Source organism: Niveispirillum sp. FG148 (assembly GCF_057809655.1).
The window spans coordinates 18,548-44,643 of the sequence record NZ_JBMDKJ010000027.1 but is presented as its reverse complement, the minus strand read 5'-3'; the positions used below and the strand labels follow the sequence as shown (position 1 = coordinate 44,643).

Genomic DNA, 26,096 nt, shown 5'->3' with positions numbered 1-26,096 from the left:
GGGGAACCAGGACTTACATCTCCTTGAAGGCGCGGAAGAAGCCATCCGCCAGCGGCATCATCAGATAGGCGATGATGGAATGCTCGCCCGCCTTCATCAACACTTCAGCCGGCATGCCGGGTACCAGCTTCTGCCCGTCCAGCTTCACCAGCTCCTTCTCATCGACCCGCACCCGGGCCACGTAGTAGCGTGCCCCGCGCTGATCGACCGCGGCATCGGCCGATACGCCCAGGACCGTCCCCACCAGGGTCGGGACATGCCGCTGCGACAGGGCGGAGAACCGGATTTCCGACTGCATACCGACCTGCACGACATCGATATCGATGGGCGATACCTGCGCCTCGATGATCAGTTCGTCCTTGTCGGGCACCAGTTCCAGCAGCGGGTCGCCGGCGCGCACGATGCCCCCCACGGTATGCACGCGGGAACCGACGATGAAGCCGTCCGACGGAGACTTCACCTCGCGCCGGGCCAGCTGGTCATTGGCGCTGGTCAGACGGTCCTGCAGGTCGAAGATGCGGGCCTTGGCTTCCTGCAGCCCCTTGGCCACATCCTCTTCAAAATTCTTGCGGATCTGCAGGATCTGCAGCCGGGCTTCGCCCACCGCCTGCTTGGACTTGGAAATCTCCGACATGTAGTTGCCGCGATTACCGTCCAGCTCCGCCCGCTCCCGCTGCAATTGCAGCAGACGGGTCTTGGAGGCATAGCCCTTCTCGAACAGCTGCTGAAGACCTTCCAGCTCATTGTCGATCAGGTCGATCTGCTGGGTATTGGCGTTGACCTGCGCCTCCAGCCCCTTCATCTGCTCGTCCAGCTGCTTGATGCGCTGTTCATAGATGGAAAGCTGGCCGGCCAGGGCGTCCCGCCGGGCCTTGAACACCTCCTCTTCGGACGCGCGGATGGCCGCAAAGCGGCCATTCTCGCTGGTGCCCTGCAATTCCACCGGGAAGCTGATGGTCTTGGCGCCGTCGCGTTCCGCGATGAACCGGGCCTCCATGGCCTTGGCCGTCAGGAACTGGCCGAAAAGCACATCGCGCTGGGCCTGCGACGTCACCTCGTCCAGGCGCAGCAGCACGTCGCCGGCCTTCACATGGTCACCGTCACGCACCAGGATTTCGGCGACGATGCCGCCTTCCAGGTTGGCGATGGTCTTGCGGTTGCTGTCGACCACGATGGTGCCGGGGGCGACGACGCCCTTGGCGATGGGGGCCAGCAAGGACCAGAGCAGGATGCCGCCGAAGGCGACGGCGATCAGCGCCAGGCCGGAACGGACCACGGGCATCTCATCCGTCGGGATGATGATGGCGCCGCCCTCGGCCGGAACCGCCGGAACGCCGCCTGCTTTTTTGCCGGTCAGAAGTTGGAGCATTTTGAAGACTTTCTGCTTGGTACAACCAGCAACCGGGGATCAGGCGCCCTTGCCGCCCGCCGTGGGGGCGATCTGGGCCGGTTGACCTGCCGCGGCAACCTGCTGCGGCTGGGCAACCGGACGGGTCAGGCGGGCCAGCACGTCCTGCTTGGGCCCGAACATCTCCACCAGACCGTCGCGCAGGACCAGGATCTTGTCGACATGGTTCATGATCGACGGGCGGTGGGAAATGAGGATGACCGTGGCCTTGCGCTCCTTCAGCTTGGCCAGCCCCTGGACCAACGCCGCCTCGCCTTCGCTGTCGAGATTGGAATTGGGTTCGTCCAGCACCAGGAAGCGCGGGTTGCCATAGACGGCGCGGGCCAGGCCCAGACGCTGGCGCTGACCACCCGACAGGGCGATGCCGCCCGGCCCGATGACCGTGTCATAGCCCTGCGGCAGGCGCAGGATCATTTCATGCACGCCGGCCAGCTGGGCGGCTTCCACGACCTTGACGGGATCGACATCGCCGAAGCGCGCGATATTGTCCTTGATGGACCCGTCGAAAATTTCCACATCCTGCGGCAGGTAGCCGATATGCGGCCCCAGATCCTCGTGATCCCAGGCGAACACATCGGCGCCGTCCAGACGCACGGACCCGCTGTGCGGCGCCCAGACACCGACCAGCAGCCGGGCCAGGGTCGACTTGCCGGCAGCACTGGGACCGACCAGGGCCAGCGCCTCGCCGGGTTCCAGGGCGAAACTGACCCCCTTCACCGTCGGGTTGGTGCCGCCGGGCGGCACGGCCACCACGCGTTCCACGGCCAGCCGCCCTTCCGGGGCCGGCAGCGACATGGTTTCCTGATGCCCCCCGAAGCTGCGCAGCAGCTCGTTCAGGCGGGCATAGGCGCCACGGGCGCTGACGAACTGGCGCCAGGAACCGATGGCCTGCTCCACCGGGGCCAGACCGCGGCCCATGATGATCGAGCTGGCGATCATCGAGCCGGGCGACAATTCACCCTCCAGCGCCAGATAGGCGCCAAGACCCAGGATGGCCGACTGCAAGGCGACGCGGACGAATTTGGTGGCGGCCTGGATGGCGCCGGCATTGTCCGACGCCAGCGCCTGCAGCATCAGGGCCCGGTCCTGGCTGGCGCGCCAGCGCTTGCGGATGCCGGGCAGCATGCCCATGGCGGCCAGGACTTCACTGTTCTTCAGGCTGGCCTCGGCAAAGGCACTGGCCCGCAGCGCATGACCATTGGCTTCCGACAGGGGCTTCTTCGTGGCCGCTTCCTGGGCAAAGGCCAGTGCGAACAGCACGGCAGCACCGCCCAGGGCCAGAACGCCCAGCAGCGGGTGCAGCACGAAGACGATGCCGATGAAGACCGGCGCCCAGGGCGCATCGAAGAAGGCGAACGGCCCCTGCGAGGTGATGAACTGGCGCAGATTGTCCAGGTCGCGCAGCGCCTGACTGCGGTTGGCGGCAGGGCTGCGCAGGTTCAGGGCGAAGATGCTGTCGAAGACACGACCGCCCAGCTTCTGTTCCAGCTTGCCGCTGACGCGGACCAGCACACGCGACCGGATCACCTCCAGCGCCGCGGACACGACCATCATCCCGCCGATGACCAGGCTGAGATACAGCAGCGTCGCCTCGCTGCGCGCCGTCAGCACCCGGTCATAGACCTGCAGCATGTAGATCGGCGACGCCAATGTCAGCAGATTGACGAAGAAACTGAACACCCCGACGAAGGCAAAGGCGCGCGCACTTTGCTGCAACGCCTGGCGCAGGGGCGACACGGCGCCGGCGGAGCGGTTGGGTACAGGAATTTTCATAGGGATCGCCTGCCTGACAAATCGAGGGCGCCTTCACCAGCGCGGGGCCACTAAAGCCCAACGCGGCCGCATTGTAACGCCGGGACATAGTGTGGATCAACATCAGTGAGTCGCTGAAGTCACAGGGGAGCATCGTGCAGGGTGCATCTTGATATGGTTGCAACCCCTCCCCATCGGAACCCGATCAACTCAACTGTACCCCTTCGGGAATAATAATGTGCGTGCGTTTGTGCAACCAATACAGCTCCTGCAGGTCCCATTGTGCCTCCACCGTCCGCTCCAGAAGGACCGACAGGAACTGATGCACCTTGTCGCGGGGGAAGGTGATTTCGGCCTTCAGCGCATCACCTTCATGGAACAGGAAGCCGATTCCGCCATCGCGGATGTTCATGTCCAGCTTGGTCACCAGCAGCCGATCCGTGGCCTTCGGCCGGGGCGGCGCATCGGCGTCCGGCCGGGCGGGGCCGGCGCCGTCGGCCGTATCGTCGGGCGAGCGCTGACGGTCCCAGGAACTGGCCGCCGCCATATGTTCGAACAGCAGCACGTCATTGCGGAAATCGACAGGGGTGCGCGTCAGGTCGCGATTGCTGCGCATCAGCAGCTCCACGATGCCGGCCAGCATCAGGCGCGTCAGCCGCCGTGTCAGAAACAGATCGATGGCCGCTTCCTCCGACCGCAAGGTCAGCAGCAGCCGATCCTCTTCCGGCACGAAGCGGATATCAATGGCCGTCGCGGTGATATGCTGCATGTGCCACCTGGAACCTGGACGGCCTTTCCACCGGATGAACCCAGTTGAACGACCCGAACCCCAGGGTACGGAGGCGGCGGTCGGTCTGGCAACCTCTATTCCGGCGGGGCCGGGTCACCGCCGCAGCCCTTCGATCAGCTGCATCTGCCGGGGCAGGCAATGGCGGCGCAGATCATAATGGTCGATGATGGTCTGGCGCGCCGCCTGGCGTATCCCCTGATAACGGTCGGGATGCGCCAGCCCCTCCGCCACCATGTCGGCAATGGCATCATAATCGAAGAAATCGACCAGCAGGCCGTTGCGCCCATGCTCGATCACCTCTTCCACGGGGGGCGTGCGGCTGCCCACCACCAGGGCGCCGCAGCTCATGGCCTCCAGCATCGACCAGCTCAGCACGAACGGGTAGGTCAGATAGACATGCACCGCGCTGAGTCGCAGCAGATTGACAAAGTTCGGATAGCTGACATTGCCCAGGAAGGTCACGCGCGACCGGTCGATGCGGTCGCCCTGTTCGGTCAGGTAGATATCCTTCCAGGACTTGCCTTCCGGCGCCGGCGCACCATAGGAAACGCCATCGCCCCCGACGATCAGGAAATGGGCGTCGGGGCGCAGCGCCTGCAGCCGCGGCAGGGCCCGCATGAAGCTGTGATAGCCGCGATAGGGTTCCAGGTTGCGGTTGACGAAGGTGACGATCTCCATCCCCGGCTTCAGCACCGTGTCGGTGCCGGCCAGACGCGCCTCCACCTGGCTGCCCGGCGTCAGGGCATCGGTGTCGATCCCGTCATGGATGACATCGATCAGGGACTGAAACTGCTGCGGATAGCTGGATTTCTGCCAGTGGGTGGGGCTGTAGGCCGCATCCATGCCGATCAGGTTGATCAGGCCGCAACCATTCTTGGCCCGGACCCGCGCCGTGGTGCGCCATTGCGATACGGCGAATTCCGGATCGAAGCCCACATCCGTGTCGGTGGGATTGTAGAAGAATTCCAGGAAATGCAGCTGCGGCGCCGCCGGCCAGATGTCGCGCAGGAACATCATCTCGCCCCAGCCGGGGTGGCCGACGATGACATCGGGGACGAATCCCTGCTTCTTCAGCCGTTCGGCCGCATCGGCGCAGGCCTCGCCGCGGATGATCTTGGTCTCGGTGTCGACCGCCCAGGGATGAATATTGGCCGTCGTGCCGCGTGTCGGCTTGTAGGTGATGCAATTCACACCGGTAACCGGCTGGCCGGTGATGCACAGGCCCACGACATAATGGCCGGCAGCCGCCATGGCCGCGGCCAGATGTTTGAACTGACCAGGGAAATTCTGGTGAACGAAAAGGACATTCATCTCGTCATGATCCTGTGGGCAGATGATCGCCGGAGAGCCGGATCAGACCATACTTTGCCAGGAAGGCCAGGGCCCGCATGTGGTGGCCCAGACGCGCCGGGTCAACCAGGGGCAACAGCCGGGACACCGTCATCGACCCGGCGGCGCCAACCTGCTCCAGGATCCACAGCAGTTCCGCGCGCGGGTTCAGGACCGGCTGTGCATAGGTGACCATGCCCGAAGCCAGGATCAGGTCCAGCGCCGCGGCATCCACCTTGTCGACGGAAGACAGGATCGTTTCGGGTCCGATCAGATGCGTCGGGTAATGGCTGAACGACCGGAAGGGATCGGGGCGCAACGGCCATGATCCGGGCCGGCCGCGGCCCGTCTCCCCCAACGCCGCGCGGCGGCCCGCCAGCTCGGCGAACAGATCCTGATAGGCGGCGATGACCACTTTCCAGTCATAGCGTTCGCGGCAATGGGCCCGGCCCGCCTCCCCCATCCGGCGGCGCAGGTCGGCATCGGCGATCAGGCTGCGGAATGCCTGGGTCGTGGCCTCGATATCGACGGCCACGAACTGGCAGGAACTGCCGCAATACTGGTCATAGGTATCCAGGCCGATGGCGTGGCGGTCGCTGAAATCCTGGCCCAGCCCCTCCGTCACCATCCAGGTGGGTATCCGCATCCCGTCGATGCCGTGCCGCACCGTTTCCTTGTAGCCGTTCCAGTCGGACACCACGCAGGGCAGGCCGGCGGCCATGGCCTCCAGCGGCGTCAGCCCGAAGGTTTCCTGGATATTGTCGGACAGGGAACAGAAGATGTCGGCCGCGTGCCAGATGCCGTCACGGACATCCGCCTGCCGCCCGTCCAGCGCGTGCCAGACGATATCAGGGCAATGTTCCGCCGTGGCGGCGACATAGGCGTTGCGGATGGCGTCATTGCCGTACCAGCCGGCTTCCACCAGATGCAGCCGCGCCCCGGCCGGCAGGGCGGGCAGCGCTGCCTGCAGCGCCTTGTACATGGCGATGGGATGCGCCTTGGCATGGAAACTGAGGCGGCCCACGAACAGCACCACCACATCCTGTGCGGCGATGCCCAGACGGCTGCGCCAGGACCGGCGCTGTTCCGGAACCGCAACGAACCGGTCACAGTCCACACCCAGGGGAATTATGGGCAGTTGCGGCAGCCGGATGGGCTGCTTGGCGGGCAGGCCCAGGCGCTCGGCCAGATAAAGGCCCTGATCCTCCAGCGTGCGGACCACCATGGTCCGTACCGCTTCGGATGTGCAGATCAGGGCATCGCCCTCATCCACCGGTGCCGTCAGCAGGTCGCCGATATTGTCCAAGGCGCCGGCCGACGCGGTGGTGTGGGTAATCCCGACCAGGGAATAGCCGCCTGTCTGGCCGCGACGGCGGCGGATCCAGGCCTGATCCCCCAGATTGGGACCAGGCAGGAACAGATTGCCGACGCGGGCCAGATCGCCGGGCCGCGCCCAGGGGTGCCAGACGACGGGCCCGGTCCAGCCATGGCCGGCGACCATGCGGGCAAAGCTTTCCCCATGCTCGCGATGGCTGGCATAGCAATGCAGACGGTCAACGTCCGCATGCCGGACCCAGCCTTTCAGGAATCCCTCGCCCGCCGCGTGCCGCCCCATCAGCTTGGGACTGCTGGTGTCGAACCCTTCCGGATGGAAGTAAATGGCGGCGTTGCGCGTCAAACCCCAGCTCCCCGGCTGCATCACGGGTCCTGCAAGCCTCAATAGGGCTTGTAGGACTTTTCCTCGACGATGGCGCTGCCCAGCAGCAGATTGATGTCCTTCTTGATGCGGGCGCGTTCGTCATTCTTCATATAGACGTGACGGGCCAGCTGGATGAATTCCTCACCGAAGGTCTTTTCCCGTTCGCAGCGGCGCTTGCCGTCCTCGATGTCCCAGAGCTGGGAGTTGATGTCGTGCAGCGCATCGACCAGCGCATCCAGCCCGGCCGGAAAACGGGCGCGGTCACCGACCACCTTCTCGATCTCGATCCGCTCGCGCTGCACGTTGCGCATCTTCTCCGGATCGCCGATACGCGCCTCCTTGATCACCAGGATGGTCCATTTGTCGAAGACCTCGCCCCAGGCGACGGGCAGTTGCGGAATATCCGTCCAGCTGTTGGACATGGGTAGGCTCCTTGAATGGGATCCGGTGTGGAAAATCACTGCAGGTCGACGCGCTTCAGCCCCTGAACCTTGATCGTGTCCGGCAGGATCAGCAGCAGCGACGCTTCCGATTTACCCGGCTCCAGCTGCTCCAGCCAGCACTGATATTTCAAGGGCGTTAGCAGGGTGCCGATCTCGCGGACCTCGGCCAGCGTGCCGACGGGTCCGCACAGGATGCCCGCGCGCGTCCGCTCCAGCGTCACCAGCGCCGAGTCCAACGCCACCCGGAACGGGGTTGGTGACGACAGGATCAGGCAGTTGAGATATTTCAGCTCAAGGCTGTCGATGCTGAGCGGCGTACAGGGGCGTCGCACACGGCTGCCGGGCCAGACCGCGGGATTGGTCTCGTTCAGCGGCTCTTCCCGCGGGACGCTGTAATTCCCCGCCTTGGCCGGCATGCGCTGATACCACTCCACGCTGGTGCCGGTGGACTTGTCCAGAATGTCCATGGCGATCAGCTGCTGGCGTTCGGGGCGCGGCTCGATCACATGCAGGATGCCCTCGCGGCCCAGCAGGCCGGCGATGCTGACCGGCAGGTGGCTCTGCCCGGGGCAGCACATCACCGCCTGGCCGCGCGGCTTGACCAGGGACCGGGCGATCTCCAGCATGCGGTTCTGCGCCCGCGACCAGAATTCCGGCGTGGTCTCGTGCGGCAGGGTGCGGCCTGCGGGCGTCATCACATAACGCTTAGGCGTGTGCGGGCCATTGACCATCCGCGTGCCCGGGTGTGCGGGCTTGGACGCCCGCGCCGCCATCAGCGCCTGCAGCTGTTCCCAGACCACCTTGGGATCAAGCTGCGCCCAGGCATCGGTATAGACACCCTTGATCTCCGCCCACTCCTCGTCGGTATTGGTCTTGAACCGCTTATAGGCGGGAAGGTTCTCACCGCCGGGGATCAGCATGCCCTTGTGATGGATATAGAACGGATAGGAATAGGGATCGATCGACGCAAACAGCCCGACCGTGGGAACGCTGGCGCAATCGGCGGCATGGATGGCGAAGCTGTCGACCGTGATGACGCCATCCATCTGGGCCACCAGCGCACCGAATTTCGTGGCTGAATTCAGCTCCTTCGACAGATTGACCAGGCGCGGATGGTTCAGGTTGATCTCGCGATCGACGATCACGGTCACATCTGGCGCCAGCTTCAGTAGGGTCTTCAGGAACTTGGCCTGATGTTCCTCGGCGAAGGTGCGCAACGGCACGCTGGCCTTGGGATTGAAGAAGATCTTCGTGCCCTTGATGCCGGACAGCAGCTTGGTCACCTCTGTCCAGACCGGCCAGGGGTGGTACAGCACATTGCGCTTCTCATGCGCGGGCACCGTGGCCGGGTCCAGCCCGTTCCACCACAGGTACCAGTCGCCGATGGGCATTTCGGTAATGCGCGGCAGGGAGATCAGGCCCGTAATGTCGAAATAGGCATCATAGCGGGCGAATTCCTGCAAGGTCGGGCCCAGCAGCAGCTGTTCGCCCACCCAGCTTTCATGCCCGGCAATGTCGAAATTGGTCAGGCCGGAATTGGCGCCCAGCAGCAGATCGATGGTGAAGCTGGGCAGATGCTGCTGGAGATATTTGGCGATGTACCGGAAGGCCGTCATGCCCAGGATACAGTCGCCCAGATTGGTACCGAAGGCATTGACCACGGCCAGCCGGAAATGCCGCTTGGCCGGGTTGCGCGCCTTCAGCGCGGCCAGCTGCCCTGACAGAACTTCGCCTTCCGGCGCATGCAGGTGCATCCCGCCTTCGGCCACATAACGGGAGGACAACCGGCCCAGGCGCATGGGCAGCCCCGACCAGTTCAGCAGCATGCCTTCGGCCACGGCATTGACCTTAGGCGCGTCATCGGGAAGGGGGGCCGCTCCGGATGACCCGGGGGCGCTTTGCTCCGCACCTTCGCCCGCATCCACCACCACCTCGACCGGATGCCGCTTGCGGTAATCCTCTTCCATCGCCTTGCGCAGGATGTCGCTTTCACCGCCGATATCGACAATCAGACGCTCAACCTGCACCTGATCCTTTGGAAGGCCCCCCAGATAGTGGCGGGAAAAGCGATTGGTGGTCAGCGTGAAATCTTCGGTGGGAAGAAAAGCGTGCATCTAAACGTTTCCCCGAATGGCGCCAGGGGCTTCTGCGCCATTTTCATGTCTACCCTTAAAAAAAATCCGCCGCCCCGGTGAGGGGGCGGCGGAGATACTTACCACTGATATCAGCTCTTGCGAGCGGACATTAGAGGACGAAGTTACCGGCGACCAGAGAGCTGATGTTGTCACCAGCCAGCAGGTTGATCGTGCCGATCAGGCGGACGTCCGCGGCCGACACGCTGCTGTTCGTGCCATCCAGGTCCTTGTCGACCAGGTAGACATTGATCGAGGTGTCGGAGTTGTCCGTCGCCACCAGGACGATGAACGGGTTGTCATCACCCACCACGATCTGGCCGTTGGTACCAGCCGTCGTCACGAAGTTGGTGTTGCTGATCGTGTCCGAACCGGTCATCAGGATGACGCCGCTGGTGCCGACGGACGTGTCGGCAACGGAACCACCCAGGGTACCGACGGTCAGGTTCACACCCGTGCCGGTGACGATGTCAGCGAAGTTCAGCACGTCGGACGAAGCGCCGGCGTCGAAGTTGCTAACCGTCACACCCGTCGTGCCCGAACCGGTGAAGCCGCTGCCGAACACCACCGTATCCGCACCACCCGTGGTGGTCAGGTCGATGACATCGCCCGAACCCAGGTTGGAGTGGAACAGCGTGGTGACGCCGGTGGCCGAACCGCTGGTCAGCGAGATGACGTCGGAACCGGTGCTGCTCAACACCAGGGTGTCGACGCCGGACGAACCGGAGATCGTCTCGACATTCGACACCGTGCCGGTCAGACCGGTGGCACCGAAGGTCAGCGTGTCGGTACCTGCACCACCGTCAACCGTCACCTTGCTGGCGGCGGTGCCGGTGATGGTCAGGCTGTCGTTGCCGCTATCCAGCGAGAAGCTGCCGGAAGCGTTGGCGGAGCTGCCCGAGAAGGTGACCGTATCAGCACCCGTCGTACCCGTCAGGGTGAACAGGCCGCTGCTGTCGCTGATCGAGACCGAAGCGGAGGTGCCGCTCAGCGTGACCGTCTCCGTGCCGGTGGTGCCGGCCAGGGTCAGGGCGCCGCTGTTATCGACGAAGGTGATGGTCGAGCCGGCACCGATCGTCAGGGTGTCAGCACCCGTCGTACCGGAAACCGTCAGACCGCCAGCCGTATCGACAACCGTCAGGCCAGTGCTGTTGCCGGTACCCAGGGTAACCGTCTCGGCGCCAGCGGCACCGGAGATGGTCAGGCTGGCGCCAGCAGCGACCGTGACCGTGGTCGAACCACCGGAAGCCAGCGACACGGTACCGCCGGTACCGGAAGCCGTCACCGTCTCCACACCCGTCAGCGAGAAGCTGGCGGCGGCGGAGGAAGCACCCAGAACGATGGTGTCGTTCGTGCCGGTGCCACCGTCGAAGGAGCCGGAGGCAGCAACCGCAACCGTCAGGGTGTCGTTACCCGAACCACCAACGATGCTCTGACCCGTACCCGTACCCGACAGGGTGATGCTGTCGTCACCGGTGTTGCCGGAGACGGTGATGCCGCCAGCCACATCGGTCACAGTCACAGCGGCAGCGTTGCCGGTCGACAGGTTGATGACTTCAGCGCCAGCCGCGCCGGAGACGGTCAGCGCGCCGCCGGAGGCCGCGGTGATCGCACCGGTTTCGCCGGAACCGAAGGTAACCGCACCGGTGACACCGGAGGCGATCGTAACGGTCTCAACACCCGCCAGCGTGAAGCTGATGGCCGTGCCCGTGGTCAGGGCGATCGTGTCACCCGAACCCGCACCACCGCTGAAGGTACCCGTCGCATTGGCGGTGATCGTCAGCGTGTCGTTGCCCGAACCACCATCAACCGTCTGCCCCGTGCCGGTGCCGGCCAGAGTAACACTGTCATTGCCGGTCGTACCGGAGACGGTCAGGCCGCCAGCCGTATCGACGAAGGACAGGGTACCGGCATTGCCGGTCGTCAGGTTGAACACTTCAGCACCGGCAGCGCCGGTAACCGTCAACACACCACCGGAAGCGACCGTGATCGCGCCCGTCTCGCCGGAACCGAAGGCCACAGCACCGGTCACACCGCTGCTCACGGTGAGGGTTTCAACGCCCGCCACCGAGACACCGGTCGAGGTGCCGGTGATGTTCAGGGTATCGCTACCCGAACCGCCGGTGATCGTCACAGCGCTACCGGACAGGTTGACCGTGTCCGCACCGGACGTCGCCGTCAGGACCAGGTTGCCGCTGTCGGTGACGTTGAAGGTCACGCCCGAACCGCTCAGGGTCACCGTACCAGTGGCGTTGTCACCCGTGTAGGTGTCGACGCCCGACAGGGTCAGCGAACCGGTGCCGGACTGCGTCACCACATCATAGGCAGACGCGCCGCCGAAGATGGAGTAGCTGCCCGTGACGCCAGAGTCGACGGTGGTGCGGATGGCAACCGCCGCCGTATCGATTCCGGTGGCACCGGACAGGGTGACGTACAGGTCGTTGCCCTGGATCAGGCCGTTACCGTCGACATCAATGACCAGCTGATTGCTGCCGGTGATGTAGACATACTGGCCAATATGGGCACCGGTCGTGCCGGTCAGCAGCGACAGAGCCTCGGAGTAGCTGCCGGCAGCACCCTTGTAGGTGGTGTCGATCGCACCCGACGTAATCCCACCCGTACCGGTACCGACCGTCTGGGTCAGGATGATCACGTCGCCGGAAGCGAAGTCAGCGATGACGTCCGCACCCGTGCTGTTGTTGTCGCCGCTGGCGAACCAGAACTGGTCATTGCCAGCGCCGCCCGTCAGCAGGTCGATGCCCGCACCACCGGAGAGGAAGTCGTTGCCAGCACCACCGTCGATCGTGTCGTTGCCAGCAGCGCCCGCGATCTGGTCGACGCCCGAACCACCCGACAGCAGATCGGCAGCCGAACCACCGGTGATGCTGTCATTGGCAGCGCCACCCGTGACGGTGACGGACTTGCTGCCGCTGTTGGTGAAGGTCAGGGTTTCGCCGGTGCCATTCAACGCCGAGGCGTTGATGGTCAGGCCGGAGCCGGTATAGCCGGTGTCGATGGTCAGGCCGACCGAGCCAGCGCTGCCCGTGCCGGTCGCGCCGTCAGTGACGACGATGGACTCGATGCCCGAGATGCCGGCACCGATCGTCGCCGTCACAGCCGTACCGCCGGAGGTGGTGCCGTTGGACAGGTAGATGGTGTCCGTACCCGAACCACCGACAACCGTGTCGCTGGTATTCAGACCCGAGCTGTCGAAGGTGAAGCTGTCATTGCCAGCGCCACCCGTCAGGGCGAGGTTGCCCGTCTGGCCCGTGGCCGTGAAAGCCACCGCCGAGGTGAAGCCAGCCGCGTTCACGGTAACGTTGGTGCCACCCGTGGCAACCTTCACCGCGGTGATGCCCGCCGCCTGAGCGCGGGTATCCAGCGTGACGGTGCCAGCGCCCGTACCGATGCTCAGCGTCTCGACGCTGGTCAGGTTCAGGAAGTCCAGGTCGCCAACGCCGTCAGCACCCTGCTCGATCGACAGCGTGTCATTGCCCGAGCCGCCCGCAACGGTGTCGTTGCCGTCGAATTCGGTCGTGAACATGAAGCTGTCATTGCCGTCGCCGCCGCTGACATAATCGAAGCCGGAACCGCCGCCGATCGTGTCGTCGCCGGCATCGCCGACCAGGCTGTCATTGCCGTTACCGCCATCGATGACGTCGTTGCCGGCGCCGCCCAGGACGGTGTCGTTGCCGGAACCACCCGTGATCGTGTCGTGACCCGCGCCACCCGTGGCCGTCAGCGTGTAGCTGCCGGTCAGGTTGGAAGCATCGACCGTCAGATTCTCGAAGTCGGCATTGCCGGTGCCCGAGGTGATCGTGCCGGCATCCAGCGAGGAAGCGTCGATGATCAGCGAGTTGTTGTAGTTGCTGCCGACGGTGATCTTGGCATCGCTGCCCGCCACACCCGTGCCCGAGGAGGCATCGCCAGCGTCAACCACGACGATCTTGTCGATGAAGCTGCCGGACGCCAGGGTGTTGGTGCCGGTGAAGCCGGACGTGGTCGTCAGGTTCAGGATGACGGTGTTGGACGAGCCCGTGCCCGTGCCCGCAGCGCCAGCAATGACCACCGTACCGCCCGTGCCATAACCGGACGTCGTCATGTTGACGGTCAGGTCAACCTTGGCGCCCGTGTTGTTGACGGTGTCGCCGGAACCCAGGGTCACCGTGGTGGCGCCCGTGTAGCCGGAAGCCAGCGTCAGCACGTTGCCCGAGGCGGACTGGCTCAGGTCGAACGAGGAGAACTGGATCGGGGAGGACAGGGTGGCGTCGCCCGAGAACACCAGGTTCTCGACGTTCGTCACATTGGCCAGATCGGCCGAGGTGACGCCCGTGCTGGTGATGACCAGCGTGTCGGTACCCGAACCGCCGTCGATCGTGTCGCCAGAGGTCAGGCTGGTGCCCAGGTTGAAGGTGTCGTTGCCGTCACCGCCAGCCAGGCTGTCATTGCCGCCCGTGGAAGCATCGATCGTGTCGTTGCCAGCGCCACCCAGCAGGGTGTCAGCGCCCGCACCACCCGTGATGCTGTCATTACCAGCGCCACCGGTCACGGCCAACTTCGCCGTGGAGATGATGTCGCCACCATCGACGATGAAGGCAGCGCCCGAGGCCAGAGCCGAGGCGTTGATCGTCAGGGTCTTGCCGGAAGCCACGTTGGCAGCATCCAGGTCCAGGAACACGCCAGCGGTGGCCGTGGAACCCGTGGCGATCGTGATCGTGTCCAGGTTCGTGACGGTAGAACCCAGAACGGCGCCCGAGCTGCCGGTGCCCGACGAACCATTGGCCGTCAGAACCAGGGTATCGGTCGTGCCGGTGCCCGTGGAGCCGGTGATGGTGATCGTGTTGCCGTTGGCGAAGGCGCCAGCGGAGGCGTTCACAACCAGATTGGTGGTGCCCGAAGCCGTCAGAACGATCGAGTCGGTCGCCGAAGCACCGCCCGACAGATTGACGGTCAGCGTACCGGTGTAGCCGGTGCCAACAGTCAGATCCAGCTTGCCCGAACCCGTCTCGGTCACCGTGGTGATGCCGGCGGCCAGAGCCTTGGCATCCAGGGTGATGCCCGAACCGGAGCCGGAGGCAACCTTCAGCACTTCAACGGACGTGACGTTCGTGAAGGCGGCGTCGGCCAGCGTGGCGTTGGAGTTGATCAGCAGCGTGTCCGTGCCCGAACCACCCGCGACCACGTCCTGGATGCCCGTGCCCGTGCCCGACGCGTTGAAGCCGCTGTTGCCAGCCGTGAAGTCGAACGTGTCGTTGCCGGCGCCGCCCGTCAGGGTGATCTTGTCGGCATTGATGTCCGTCACGGTGATGGCGGCCGTGGAGCCCGAAGCGTTGACGGCGCCCACGCCGCTGCTCGCACCCAGGTCCAGGTAAACGGTCTGAGCGCCCGTCACATTGACGGTGCTGATGCCGGAGGAGGCGCCAGCACCCAGCTTCAGGTAGGAAGCGCCCGAAGCGGTGGTGACGTTCAGCGTTTCGATACCGTTGGTATCGAAGGTGGCCAGACCCGTGGCGGCAGTACCAACGCCGTTCAGCGTCAGCGCCAGGCTGTCGCCCGTACCGGAAACAACGCCAGCGGCGAAGTTCACGGTCAGGTTGCCCGCACCCTTCTCCTCAACGGCGACCAGCTTGTTCAGGCCCGAGAAGGTGACCGAGGAGCCCGAATTGACGGACGAGGTCACGCCGACATTGGTCAGCGAGCTGTCGGTCAGCGACAGGTCGAACGTGGCAGTCGAGCCCGACGCGGCGGACGTGCTCACCAGCACCTTTTCGATACCGGTCAGGGTCGGGGTCACGGAACCCGTGCCCGACGAACCCGAAACGGTGATCGACAGCGTGTCGGTACCACCAGCGCCGTTCAGGTTGTCACCAGCCGTCAGGGTCGTGGAGGTGTTGTCCACGCCAGCGCCGGTGAAGTTGAACGAAGCGATGAAGCTGTCGTTGGCGGTGTTGCCACTGAAGCCCGTGCCGGCATCGGCGCCGGTGGTCAGCGTGAAGGTCTGCGAAGTGATCGGCGCGGCGCTGTCGGTGATACCGACGACGGCGCTGGTCTGGACCGTGTTCAGGCTGCTGTCGAACAGCGTGACCTTGTAGCCTTCCAGGCCTTCCGTCACGCCATCGGCCGTGGCCGTGACGGTGAAGGTGGCGCTGGTCGAGCCGGCCGGGATGGTGACAGTGCCGGTCACGGCGGTGAAGTCACCGGCCGAGGCGGCGTTCAGGGCGCCGCCCTTGGTGTCGCCCGTCACGTTGAACGTGTAGGTCGTGTCCGTCAGCAGCGGCACCGACAGGGTGACGGTGAAGGTCTGCGCCGTGCCTTCCGCCACGGTGGCGGAAGCGGCGGCGATGCCAACCGTCGGATTCGGGGTCGGGACCGTACGGCCCTCGGTGATGCCCCAGTTCAGGTAGTGGAACCAGCCAGCCTTGGAAATGTCGGCCAGACCGAAGCCACCCAGCGTGCCGCCGGCGTTCAGAACGGCCTTCAGGTCGGCGTTGGCGTTGATGTAGGCGACCGGGTCGAAGCCAGCAACCGCGATACGGCCTTCGTAACGGCCGCTGCGCAGGAAGTGCATCTCCAGATCAACGGCGCTGGTGATCCCGGCAGCCCCCAGATCCGGGTTCTGCGCCGCGTAGATTTCGGCGTTGAACAGGGTCGTGGGCAGGAACAGGCGGGCTTCGGCATAGCCGTAATTGTTGAAGTGCGCGGTCAGGTCCGCCTTCGTGGTCAGGCCAGCCTCAACCAGATCCGGGTTGTTGTCGCGATAAACCTGCCAGTCGAAATAGGGCGTGGCAGGCCGGTCCTCGAACTGCCCAAAGGCCTGCCAGTGCGCCAGACCGGACGTGTACGCGCCAGCCTGCACGGCAGCGGCGACATCCGTATTGTGCGCCAGGTAGTAGGTTTCGTTAAAAACGAGAGGAGAGGGAGCAGCCATCTAAGATCTCCGTGGGTAGGCTTGGTCGCGCTTAACCGATGTTAGGATCGTTTGAGGAAAATGGCATGCGGCGAGCCAAAGAGCCTATTTGCAGACGGGAATCCGCCCGCAAAGGGTTGGTAAAAACGTTGGCATCCGCCGAAAACGGGGCGGCACGCACAGGCAAAAAGCTGACTGAAGACATTTTGCTCGGCCACACCATGCCCCTGAAACGCTCCTCACAAGTTATGCGTCGTTAGGTTCTTTATGCGAGCTACCCGTACGATGCAAGCAGCAAATGCGAAGGGAATCCAATGGGGGGCGGAAAAAGTTCACTAACTCTTTAACATGGGTTCGCTGTGCAGATAAATTTGATTAAGACGTCTGGCTAACATATTGTTTTTTAATGATTTACGGAAAAGCCGCCACTTCCTGGCACAAATGCAACACTGTTAGGCAAAAGCTGCCCACTTGCCCGGTCCGAAACGGCACACCGGCAGAATCGGCCGGTTCCCGTCATAGCGCGCGATGACGCGCAGGTGATTCTGGCGACGCGGCGAAAAGACCGTCGACGCGGCGCCTTTCACAGCCGGAGGAACAGCCCCAGGGTCTGCCACGGCAGCGGCAGACGGAATCCATACCGCACTGCAATCGCCACCCGGACCGGCCAGGGGCGGTCGCGCAGGGTCACGAAGGCCTGCAATGTGGCCGCCTCCGCAGGGGACAGGGTCGGGGCGCTGCGGGCGGCAAGGACCGCCGCCTGGGCATGGAGCCGGGTCAGCCAGGCGCGATAGCGATCCCGGTTCGCCCGCGGGTCAAGGCGGCGCATGGATCGGGTGAAGGACGCCCAAAGGCTGGGTCGTTGCGCTCCGATAACGTTGGCGCTGTGCAGCCGGTAATCGATCAGCGCCTCGGGCATGACATGGATGTCGCCCAGGGCGGCGCAGACCAGCGCCAGCCACCAGTCGTGCATGTAGGCTTCGGCGGGGATCGGCAAGGCGCGCGTCAGGCAGGCCCGGTTGACCCCCATGGCGCAACCGGTCACGACATTGTGAAGCAACAGCCGCGGCAGGCGCAGGTCCCGCGCCATGTCCATGCCCTGGCGGTTGCGGAAACTTGGAAACAGCGGGGCGCCGTCACCATCGATGCCCGCCAGATCACAGACCGCCATGACGGGGCGGTCACGCGTCCCCTGCCCTGCCTCGGCCGCCATCAGCGCGGCCACCGTCCGCTCCACCTTTTCCCGATGCCAGATATCATCCTGATCGGCAAACAGGATGTAGTCGGCGTCGCTGGCCGCCATCAGACAACCGAAATTGCCCGATGCCGACCCGGTGGGGCTGTCGGTCGGCACAATCTCCATCCGGCCGGGATGGCGCTCCTGCCATTGCCGCAGCAGGGCCAGCGTACCGTCGCCGGACCCGTCATCACGGGCCAGGATGCGGAAACTCTCATTCGTCTGCGCCGCCAGGGAGGCCAGCTGGGCGGGCAGATAGCGTTCCCCGTTATAGGTCGCCAGCAACACATCAATCTTCACCACGCCCATCCCTCATATCCGGCGCAGGCGCCGCAGCACCATCTGCGCGCCGTCACGCAATCCGGCATCCAGCAGCAGCCCCGTCACCAGCATCACCGTCCCGGCGATCACGCCGATGATGACGGACGTTACGGTGTCGAGCGGGACGTAGCCTGCAACAAGTTGCGCCACCACCAGCAGAACCGCGGCCGGCAGCAGCGGCAGCAGGCGCCGCCAGTGCAGCCCCGCCAGATGGAACATCAGCAGCGCATCGGCCGTCACGCGCAGCACCCACGCCGTCGCGGCCCCCGCCAGCCCGAAACGGTCGATCAGGAACCACAGCACCAGGACGAAGGGCAACAGCTCCATCAGGTGCAGCTTCGCCGACAGGTCGGGCCGGCCGCGCCCCTGCAACAGCGACAGGGCCACGAAGGCCAGCCCATTGATCCAGGCACCGGACAGCAGAATCAGGGCGATCGGCGCCGCGATGGCCGCGAATTCCGCGGAAATCCACAGGGTCAGGAAGGGCTTCACGATAAACAGCGTGACGATGCAGGCCGCCCCGAACAGGAAGGCCAGGGAGGTGATGGCACGTTCGGCCAGATCGCGCGCCTCCTCCCCGCCATAGCGGGACAGGCGGGGAAACACCGCCCGCGACAGCGCCGCGGCGATGATCTGGACCCGGGTCATCAGATTCATGGGGATCGAGTAATGCGACACGGCGGCAGGCCCCAGCTTCGACCCGATCAGGAACTGGTCGAGCGAGGTGAGGATCGGCCCGACAATGTTGGTGACGCTGACCCACGCACCATACCGGAACAGCTCCCGGCCCCAGGTCCGGTCAAAGCCGCCAAAGCCCAGCTTCTCCGTCCGGCCCAGATGCCAGAACACCTGGACAGCGGTCAGAAACCGCACCGCGAAGGCCACGGGAATGACCGTGGCCAGGCTGTTGTCGACATAGACCGCGCACAGGGCCGGAATGACCTGGCCCGCGGCCGATCCCGTCATCTGCATCAGGTTGACGGCCAGGAACCGCTCCCGCGATTCCAGCACGCCATAGGCGACCCCCGTCAGCAGGGCCATGGGCAGCATGGCCGCCACCCAGGGCATGCCTGTGCGCAGCTCCTCCCACAGGGCGGGCGACAGATTGAAATGCGTCCGGAACATGTAGCCGCCGGCCGTGAAGATCAGCAGCCCGCCGACCACGCCCATGGCGAGGTTGAGATAGAGCGAGGTGGAGAAGACGCGCCGCCGCTCTTCCACCCCGGCATCGCGCAGACGCGCCAGGGCGTTGGCCGACGCGCGCGACAGGCCCATGTCCAGAAAGCCGAAATAGCCCAGCAGCAGCCAGACGATGGACAGCACGCCATAGCGTTCCTCGCCGATCGACCGGATGTACAGCGGGATGGTCAGCAGCGAGACAAGCACCGGCACGGCCATGCCGACGACAGTGAAGATGAAATTCTTCTTAAGACCGGATTCCGACAAGATTTCACCCCACCCGTCGCAAGGATAGCCGGATCACGCCGGCTTCCACGCGCGGATCGTCAGATTTTCAGAAAGGGCGGGATCGGCGGCGGCGGCCCGGTCGGCAGCGGCGACCTTGGCGGCCCATTGCGCATCCCAGCCGGGCGTCGGGCCCGGCGCATAGGGATCGAACCCAAGCTTCTGGCTCAGGCTTTGCCGGTAATAGAATTCCGCCACCGGCACAGCCTGTTCCAGCGTGATGTCGGCATAACCCAGCGAACCCAGCAGCTGCATCAGCCCCGGCGCATCGAACAGCGTCAGATGACGGGGCGGTTCCAGCCCGCGCCAGGCCCCCCCGAACTCCCTGAAGCCGCAGGACCCCAGATTGGGCTGGGTGATCCAGAGGCATCCGCCCGGCTTCAGCAGTTCCATGAACTCCCGCAGGGCGCCCACAGGGTCGTGCAGATGCTCCAGCACATGGGAGACGGTGATGTAATCGAAGCTCGCCGGGGACAGGCCCGTGCCCGGCAGGGCGCCCTGGCGGATATCCAGGCCGGCGGCCCGGCCCTGTGCCACCGCGGCGCTGTCGAAATCCAGCCCCACCGCCTTGTAGCCCAGCTGCTGGGCCACCTTGACGAAATAGCCGCTGCCGCAGCCAGCATCAAGCAGGGTCCGCTCCCGGCCACCGGTCGGCGGGACCTGCCTGATCAGGTAATCCACGCGGCGGCGGCGCTCCGCGAACAGGCCGGCCAGCAGCCAGCCCAGGGGCCAGGCCCCGCCCAGCCGCACGCCATAGCGCCGCGACAGCCAGGAATTGCGCAAGCCCACCGTCACCCGCGTGCGCAGATCCAGACGCCCCGTCGGCACCAGACCATCCATGCGCTCGTCATCATGCGTGTAGTAGCGCTCATAGGCCCGCACGATGGAGGCGGCATCCGGGCGCGGGTCAAGATAGGCGCAGCCGCAGGCGCCGCAGCGCCACAGGGTCCACCGCCCCGGCGCCACCAGGAACGCCATATCGTGAAGGCCCGTCAGAAGGCACTCGCGCGACGACGACGTGCAGACCGGACACGCGCCAAGGACTTCCAGGTCGGTCTCAGGCCAATTCTCGCTCAGTGCCATTACAATGTTCCAGATAGCAGACGGCAAAACACGCCGATCAATCCAATAGCAGATTCCAGTCACGCCGCAGCTTCGACCCGTCAGCCGTCTCCAGCTGGCCGATCAGCGCGCGGCGGTTGCTCAAGGTCTGGCCGCCATCGCGCGTCAGCGGCCGCCAGAGCCAGCCCAGGCTGCCCCGCGTCGATTTCACATAGAGATTATCCAGCGGAATGACAAAATAGATGCCCTTATCGAAGCGACCCTCCCCGAACTCCTTCGCAGAGACATCGGTGACGGTGGCAAAGGCACCAACGGTAATCCCGCTGTCGAAGGTCCGCGACAATTCGAGGGTGGCCCCCTTGTCGCCGGCCAGATAGCGACCGACCTTCAGCCGGGCGTCAACCCCCATCGGTTCGTAATGATAGTAGCCGGTCAGGTGACCGGTCACGACATCATAGTCCCGGAACTTGAACCATTGGTTATAGTCGCGCTGCTTGGCCCAGGCCACGTCCAGGCCGATGGCCCAGTCACTGCCGAACGGCTTGTACAGGACTTCGCTGCCCACACCGCCGAACATCTCCTCCAGATACCCGCCATAGACGCGGGCATAGGTGTCGGTGGCGATGCGGCGGGTATAGTCGGCCTGCAGGTGGGTCATCGCGGTTGTCCCCTCCTGCAGGTAGTTCTTGATGTCGGACCGGACATGCGGCAGCAGACTGTCGGACGGGATGCGCATCTTGTCGAAATTATTATCGACATCGATGCCGACGCCGCCGGACACGTTCAGGCCGGGCGCCAGAACGACGCTGCCATTCACGCGGACCCAGGCCTGATAGAGGATGAAGGATTCGGGCCGGCCCAGCGTCTGGCGGAAGGCCGGGCGGATGTTCCAGCCGAAGCCCGGGAAACGCGCCGGCTCCGGATGGCTCGCCTCGTCCATGCTCATGGTCGGCCGTTCAATGCGCGTGCGCAACCAGGCTTCCTCGATCGACCCGCCATGCGGTGACAGCGCCTGTTCCAGGTCCGAGCGATAGATCGTGGCCGACAGCATCTCCATGCCATTATCGACAAAGACGACCTCGATCTCCTGATAATCGCCCGGCAGCACGCCGGCCGCCGTCCGGGCCGCGCGGCCGATGGCCTTGGGCGTCTGCCGGTAACGGCCGTTGCCGACAAAAATCGTCACTTTCGGCGACCGGTAATCGGCGGCCTGCAGGAAGAAGCCCTGCTTCTTCAGCTGCTCGCCCAGTTCCTTGCGCACCGCCTCGGCCGGCGGCTGCCCCCGGTCCCTGGCCGGCGCCTTGGGCGCCTGGGAAACCGGCAGGGGCGCGCCCGCGCGCAGGCTCGCCGCGTCATAGGTGAAGACCATCCAGGGCAGGTTATATTCCACGCGGGTGACGCGGACCTTGCCGGTGAAATCGGGGGCCAGTTCCACGGCACGGTGGGCCAGATCATAGGCGACGGCATTGCCGTCGCGCAGGGGCGACCCGGCGACCGTGATCTGGATCTCCCCGCCGATGCGGCCGAAATGCTGCAGCGCCAGCCCGTCCAGGGCCGCCTGCCGACCCAGGCCCGTACGCACCGCCTCTTCCCCGCCCGCGGCGGGGACCGGTGCCGGGGTGGGCCCCACGGCCGTTGCCGGCACCGACGCCGACTGCATCAGCGGCGGTGGCGGCGCATCAATCTTGCCCGGTCCCTTGGCCGTGTGGAAATTCGATGTCATCACGAAACGAACCATGGCGCGGTTACCCCGCTCCAGTGCCGTTCCCACCTGCAGCCAGTCCCAGGGCTTGTAGTCCAGGCCGACATTGATCGGCAGGTCCTGTTTCAGCTGGTTTTCCAGGGGTTCGTGCTGATAGTCGTTGGGATCATATTCCAGCTTCAGGCGCAGCCCATCCAGCGGCGTCTGCCAGCTGACACCACCGAACAAGGCGACGTTCCGGCCCCGGAAGAAATCCGTGGACAGGGCACCGCCGCCGGCCGTGTAGCTGCCGCTGCGATTGTCGAACTTTTTGGAGATCAGGCTGAACGGATTGCGGAAATGCCCCGCCGATCCCATGTTGCCCCAGCCCATGCCCAGCGAGACGTCGAAATCGCCGAAGCTTTGATCGGCAACGATATATTCGGACCCGAAAAGACCGGTTCCGGCAATGTCACGCAGACCGACGGCGATATTGGGCCAGGTGGCATCGCCCTTGACCAGACGGACCTTCACGTCGATGCCGCGGTCCTTGTACGACTGCGTGCCCGAAAAATCGATCGGGCCGTAATAGCGGTTGGCGACGCTGGTGTAACGCAGCGTCGCTTCCAGCCAGGGCAGCCCCTGCACCGTGATGAAATAGCGCGAATAGGGCCAGACATAGGTGAAGCCGGCATAGGCCTGCCCGTCTTCCGCCGCCCGTGCGATGGGCGTCTGGAACAGTCCCGTGCCGCCGAAATCATTGACCGATTCCGGCGGGCGCCAGGGCAGGAATGGATTTTCCTGGCCATGCGCCACGGGAGCCGCCAACGCGGCCAGGGCCAGGGCGGCCGTTGCCGTCGTCCCGAAACGCTGCCTGCTCACAATCCGCGTCCATTCCATCAGTTACGGGAGATCACGGCCAGCGACGCCGCCGACAGGGCCAGATCGCTCAACAGTGACACGACCGTGCGGGTGGTGGTCAGGAAGTTGAACGGCTGCGGATCACGCGGCATGACGATCGTCGAGCCCGGCGGGATCGGCACGCTGCCATCGCTGAAGCGGCCCAGCCGCAGCGGCTCCGACTCCCCGTTGGGATAGATGACGAAGGCGTTGGATGCCTCGGCCGCCGGCGTCTCGCCGCCCGACATGCGGATATAGTCGCGCGCGGTCAGCCCGCTCTTGAACATGACGGAGCTGGGGTTCAGCACCTCGCCCGACACGGTCACATGCGACGGACGCTTGGGGATGATCAGTTCGTCGCCCGGCTCCAACACGAAATCCAGTTCCGGACGGGCCGACAGCACGGTGGGGTCGACCTCCACCACCACGCGGCCCACGGCCCGCGTGCTGCGCAGGCTGTTGATCAGCCCTTGCAGGAAGGGCAGCGCCTGACGCGCCTGCTCCGCTTCGCTGCCCGCGGCCTGGGCCAGAACGCTGGGGATCGACTGTTCCAGTTCCAGGGCGGCACGGCGATAGCCCGCCTCCTCCGCCAGCCGCACGCGATCGCGGGTGAACACGGCGCCATAGGGGTAGGCTTCCGGCGTCAGACCATCGACACGTTTCAGCAGTTCCGACAGACGCTCCCCGCGCCGGATATCGTAACGGCCCGGCCGCACCACCTCGCCGCTGACCCGAATCACGCCGACCTCGCGCTGGGACACGCGGCTGGCGACACGGATCACGTCACCGGGATTAAGCGTGCTCTGCGACAACTGGCGCAGCGACATGTCGGACACGCGCTTGCCGTCGCTGCCCGTCATCTCCACGGCGTCGCCATCGGCATCCAGGGTCACGCCGCCGACGGCGCGCAGCAGGCTTTCGGCCTTGGCGCCGGGCACGACGGGATAGACGCCGGGTGCGCGCACCTCGCCTTCAAGCGACACGGCATATTCCAACAGGAAGGGCAGCAGGTCGGGATGGCGGTGGAAGACGCGCGGACAGGCCCGCACGTCGATCACGGCCGTGTCCGCGGCACGGCGGGCGCCGGAGCGCAGGGCCACGGCATAGCGTTGCTGCAACCCTTCCGACGCCAGCGCCGCCAGTGTCTGCAGGCCGCCGCATTCGATTTCGGATTCGATCAGGCGCACGCCGCCGGGCGCCGACGCATCGGGATAGGTGCCGATCAGGCGCCGGGGCGCGGAACTGTCGGCCAGATCGCGGCCATAGAGATCCAGGTCCTCCAGACGCTCGCGCCGGCCATTCCAATCCTCGCTGCTGCCGCGGGGTGCCGGCTGTCCGGTCGCCGACGGATCGGCACCGGCGCCGCGCGCGGCGGCAGCCCTGGCGGTCCGGCTGCCGGCATTGGCAGTACCCTGGGTCAGGGCTGCCTCGCCCACCCCGCCCGTGGCCAGCCTTTCGGCCGACAGGCGGTTGTCGACGGCCAGCTTCAGGCTGGGCGGCTGTTCCCCGCGCAGCACCGCCTGCACGTCGGCCGAGCCCAGATAGCGGATATCATTCTGCGACAGGAAGATCACCCGGTCGCGTTCGCGCAGGTTGACATTCATGCTGCCGTCCAGCACGCGCTGCAGGTCGACGGGCACGAACTTGCGCTGCCGGGTCTGCGGATCCTCGGTATCGATCACCGCCAGCGGCAGATAGGGGTTGGCGGTCAGCACATAGGGTTCGTTCAGCAGATCGCGCAGGGTCTTGGCCTGACCCAGACCCCGGCCGCCCGGCCGCTGCGTGGCACCTTCCAGGGCCACGGCATCGCGCGGCAGCTCCACCCGGATCACATCGCTGGCCATCACCTTGGCACTGTCGCCCTGATTGCCCAGGGTCTGGTCACGGCCGGACTTGTCCAGACGCAGAATCTCGATGCGGTTGCCGCGGGCGCGCTGTGCCCCGCCGGCCAGCTTCAACACGGCGTCGACCGTCGTCTGGCCGGCGCGCAGTTCATAGATGCCGGGACGGATGACATCGCCTTCCACCGCCACCGTCTCGCCGATGGAGGGGACGTTGATCTGGTCGCCATCCGACAGGCGCAGATCGCCGACGCTGCCCCCGCCCAGGAACACGTCATAAAGATCGACCGTCTGGTCCGGCTTGCCGAAGCGCTTGATCTTCACATGGCGCAGGCTGCCCGACTTGCGCACGCCCTCGGCCTGGCCCAGGGCGTCGATCAGGCTGGAGAAGCTGGTCAGCGTATAGCGACCGGGCGACTTCACCTCGCCTGTGACCAGGACGCCGATGGACCGCACGGATCCGACCGACACGAAGATATCGGTCTGCAGGAAGGCCGCCTGCGCCTGCGCCGACAGGTCGGAGCGGAAATCATCGAAGCGGCGCCCGGCGGCCGGCACCGGTGCCATGTTCGGCAGCACGATGCGCCCCTCGCGGTCCACACGCACGGCGATGGTGCTGTTGACCTGGCCGCGCAGGGTCACCACCAGCTCGTCGCCGATGCCCAGGACATAATCGTCGGGTACGGCGCCGTTCAGCAGGCCGGGGGACAGAAGCCGCGTCTCGTTGCGCCAGTCATAGCCGATCTGCTCCAGCTTGCGGCCCGTGCGCAGCGCATATTGCTGTTCCAGCGACGAGGGCTGGCGCGCCGTCCGCGACGGCTGGCCCGACAGGTCGTCCGCCGGGTCGCGCACATCGAACCGATCATTGGTGCTGCCGCGCCCGTCCAGCCCCTGGGTCCCGTCGTTCCGGCCCGTCCGGGCCCGATCCAGCGTGCTGGGGGACATATAGGAGCCGTCGGCGTTACCGCGCTGCCCCTGCAGGCGCTGCAGGTCGACAACACCGTCCGGCAGTTCGATGGTCTGAGCCCAGGCGGGCATCGCGGCACTGACAAGCAGGGCTGCCCATGCTAGACCGGACCGCAGGCGCCGTCCGGCGACGGCTTCCCTGAACACACGACGCATCGAGTTCT

13 protein-coding genes are annotated in these 26,096 nt (G+C 65.4%); all 13 read right to left on the bottom strand.

Annotation, left to right across the window (positions count from 1 at the left end; genetic code table 11):
• Positions 1-13 precede the first annotated feature (13 nt).
• The 13 genes from ACODTW_RS22105 to ACODTW_RS22045 all read right to left on the bottom strand — a co-directional run bounded on the left by ACODTW_RS22105 (position 14) and on the right by ACODTW_RS22045 (position 26,088).
• Complete coding sequence (locus ACODTW_RS22105) at positions 14-1,369, bottom strand: HlyD family type I secretion periplasmic adaptor subunit (protein WP_488948256.1); 1,356 nt, start codon at positions 1,367-1,369, stop codon at positions 14-16.
• Between the two features lie 39 nt (positions 1,370-1,408).
• Positions 1,409-3,181 carry a type I secretion system permease/ATPase gene (locus ACODTW_RS22100; RefSeq protein ID WP_488948255.1) on the bottom strand — a complete coding sequence of 591 codons (1,773 nt, stop codon included), beginning with the start codon at positions 3,179-3,181 and terminating at the stop codon, positions 1,409-1,411.
• 184 nt (positions 3,182-3,365) lie between these two features.
• Positions 3,366-3,929 (bottom strand): hypothetical protein, encoded by a 564-nt coding sequence (locus ACODTW_RS22095; RefSeq protein WP_488948254.1) that lies wholly within the window; start codon positions 3,927-3,929, stop codon positions 3,366-3,368.
• Between the two features lie 114 nt (positions 3,930-4,043).
• Positions 4,044-5,261 (bottom strand): glycosyltransferase family 4 protein, encoded by a 1,218-nt coding sequence (locus ACODTW_RS22090; RefSeq protein ID WP_488948253.1) that lies wholly within the window; start codon positions 5,259-5,261, stop codon positions 4,044-4,046.
• Between the two features lie 4 nt (positions 5,262-5,265).
• Positions 5,266-6,957, bottom strand: a complete 1,692-nt coding sequence (locus ACODTW_RS22085; RefSeq protein WP_488948252.1) for a glycosyltransferase family 4 protein — start codon at positions 6,955-6,957, stop codon at positions 5,266-5,268.
• 38 nt (positions 6,958-6,995) lie between these two features.
• Positions 6,996-7,400: a hypothetical protein gene (locus ACODTW_RS22080; protein ID WP_488948251.1), complete on the bottom strand. Its 405-nt coding sequence runs from the start codon at positions 7,398-7,400 to the stop codon at positions 6,996-6,998.
• A gap of 35 nt (positions 7,401-7,435) precedes the next feature.
• Positions 7,436-9,535 carry a glycosyltransferase family 9 protein gene (locus ACODTW_RS22075; RefSeq protein ID WP_488948250.1) on the bottom strand — a complete coding sequence of 700 codons (2,100 nt, stop codon included), beginning with the start codon at positions 9,533-9,535 and terminating at the stop codon, positions 7,436-7,438.
• A 130-nt stretch (positions 9,536-9,665) separates the two neighbouring features.
• The gene (locus ACODTW_RS22070) at positions 9,666-16,481 is read right to left on the bottom strand and encodes a hypothetical protein (protein ID WP_488948249.1); all 6,816 of its coding nucleotides are present in this window, start codon (positions 16,479-16,481) and stop codon (positions 9,666-9,668) included.
• Positions 16,482-17,043: 562 nt separating this feature from the next.
• Entirely contained in the window at positions 17,044-17,997 is a 954-nt protein-coding gene (locus ACODTW_RS22065) for a glycosyltransferase family 2 protein (protein ID WP_488948248.1), read from the bottom strand.
• 12 nt (positions 17,998-18,009) lie between these two features.
• The gene (locus ACODTW_RS22060; RefSeq protein ID WP_488948247.1) at positions 18,010-19,464 is read right to left on the bottom strand and encodes a flippase; all 1,455 of its coding nucleotides are present in this window, start codon (positions 19,462-19,464) and stop codon (positions 18,010-18,012) included.
• 33 nt (positions 19,465-19,497) lie between these two features.
• On the bottom strand, positions 19,498-20,460 hold the full coding sequence (locus ACODTW_RS22055) for a class I SAM-dependent methyltransferase (protein ID WP_488948246.1): 963 nt from the start codon (positions 20,458-20,460) through the stop codon (positions 19,498-19,500).
• Positions 20,461-20,602: 142 nt separating this feature from the next.
• Positions 20,603-23,107 carry a YjbH domain-containing protein gene (locus ACODTW_RS22050; protein ID WP_488948245.1) on the bottom strand — a complete coding sequence of 835 codons (2,505 nt, stop codon included), beginning with the start codon at positions 23,105-23,107 and terminating at the stop codon, positions 20,603-20,605.
• Positions 23,108-23,124: 17 nt separating this feature from the next.
• Entirely contained in the window at positions 23,125-26,088 is a 2,964-nt protein-coding gene (locus ACODTW_RS22045; protein WP_488948244.1) for an SLBB domain-containing protein, read from the bottom strand.
• Positions 26,089-26,096: the final 8 nt, after the last annotated feature.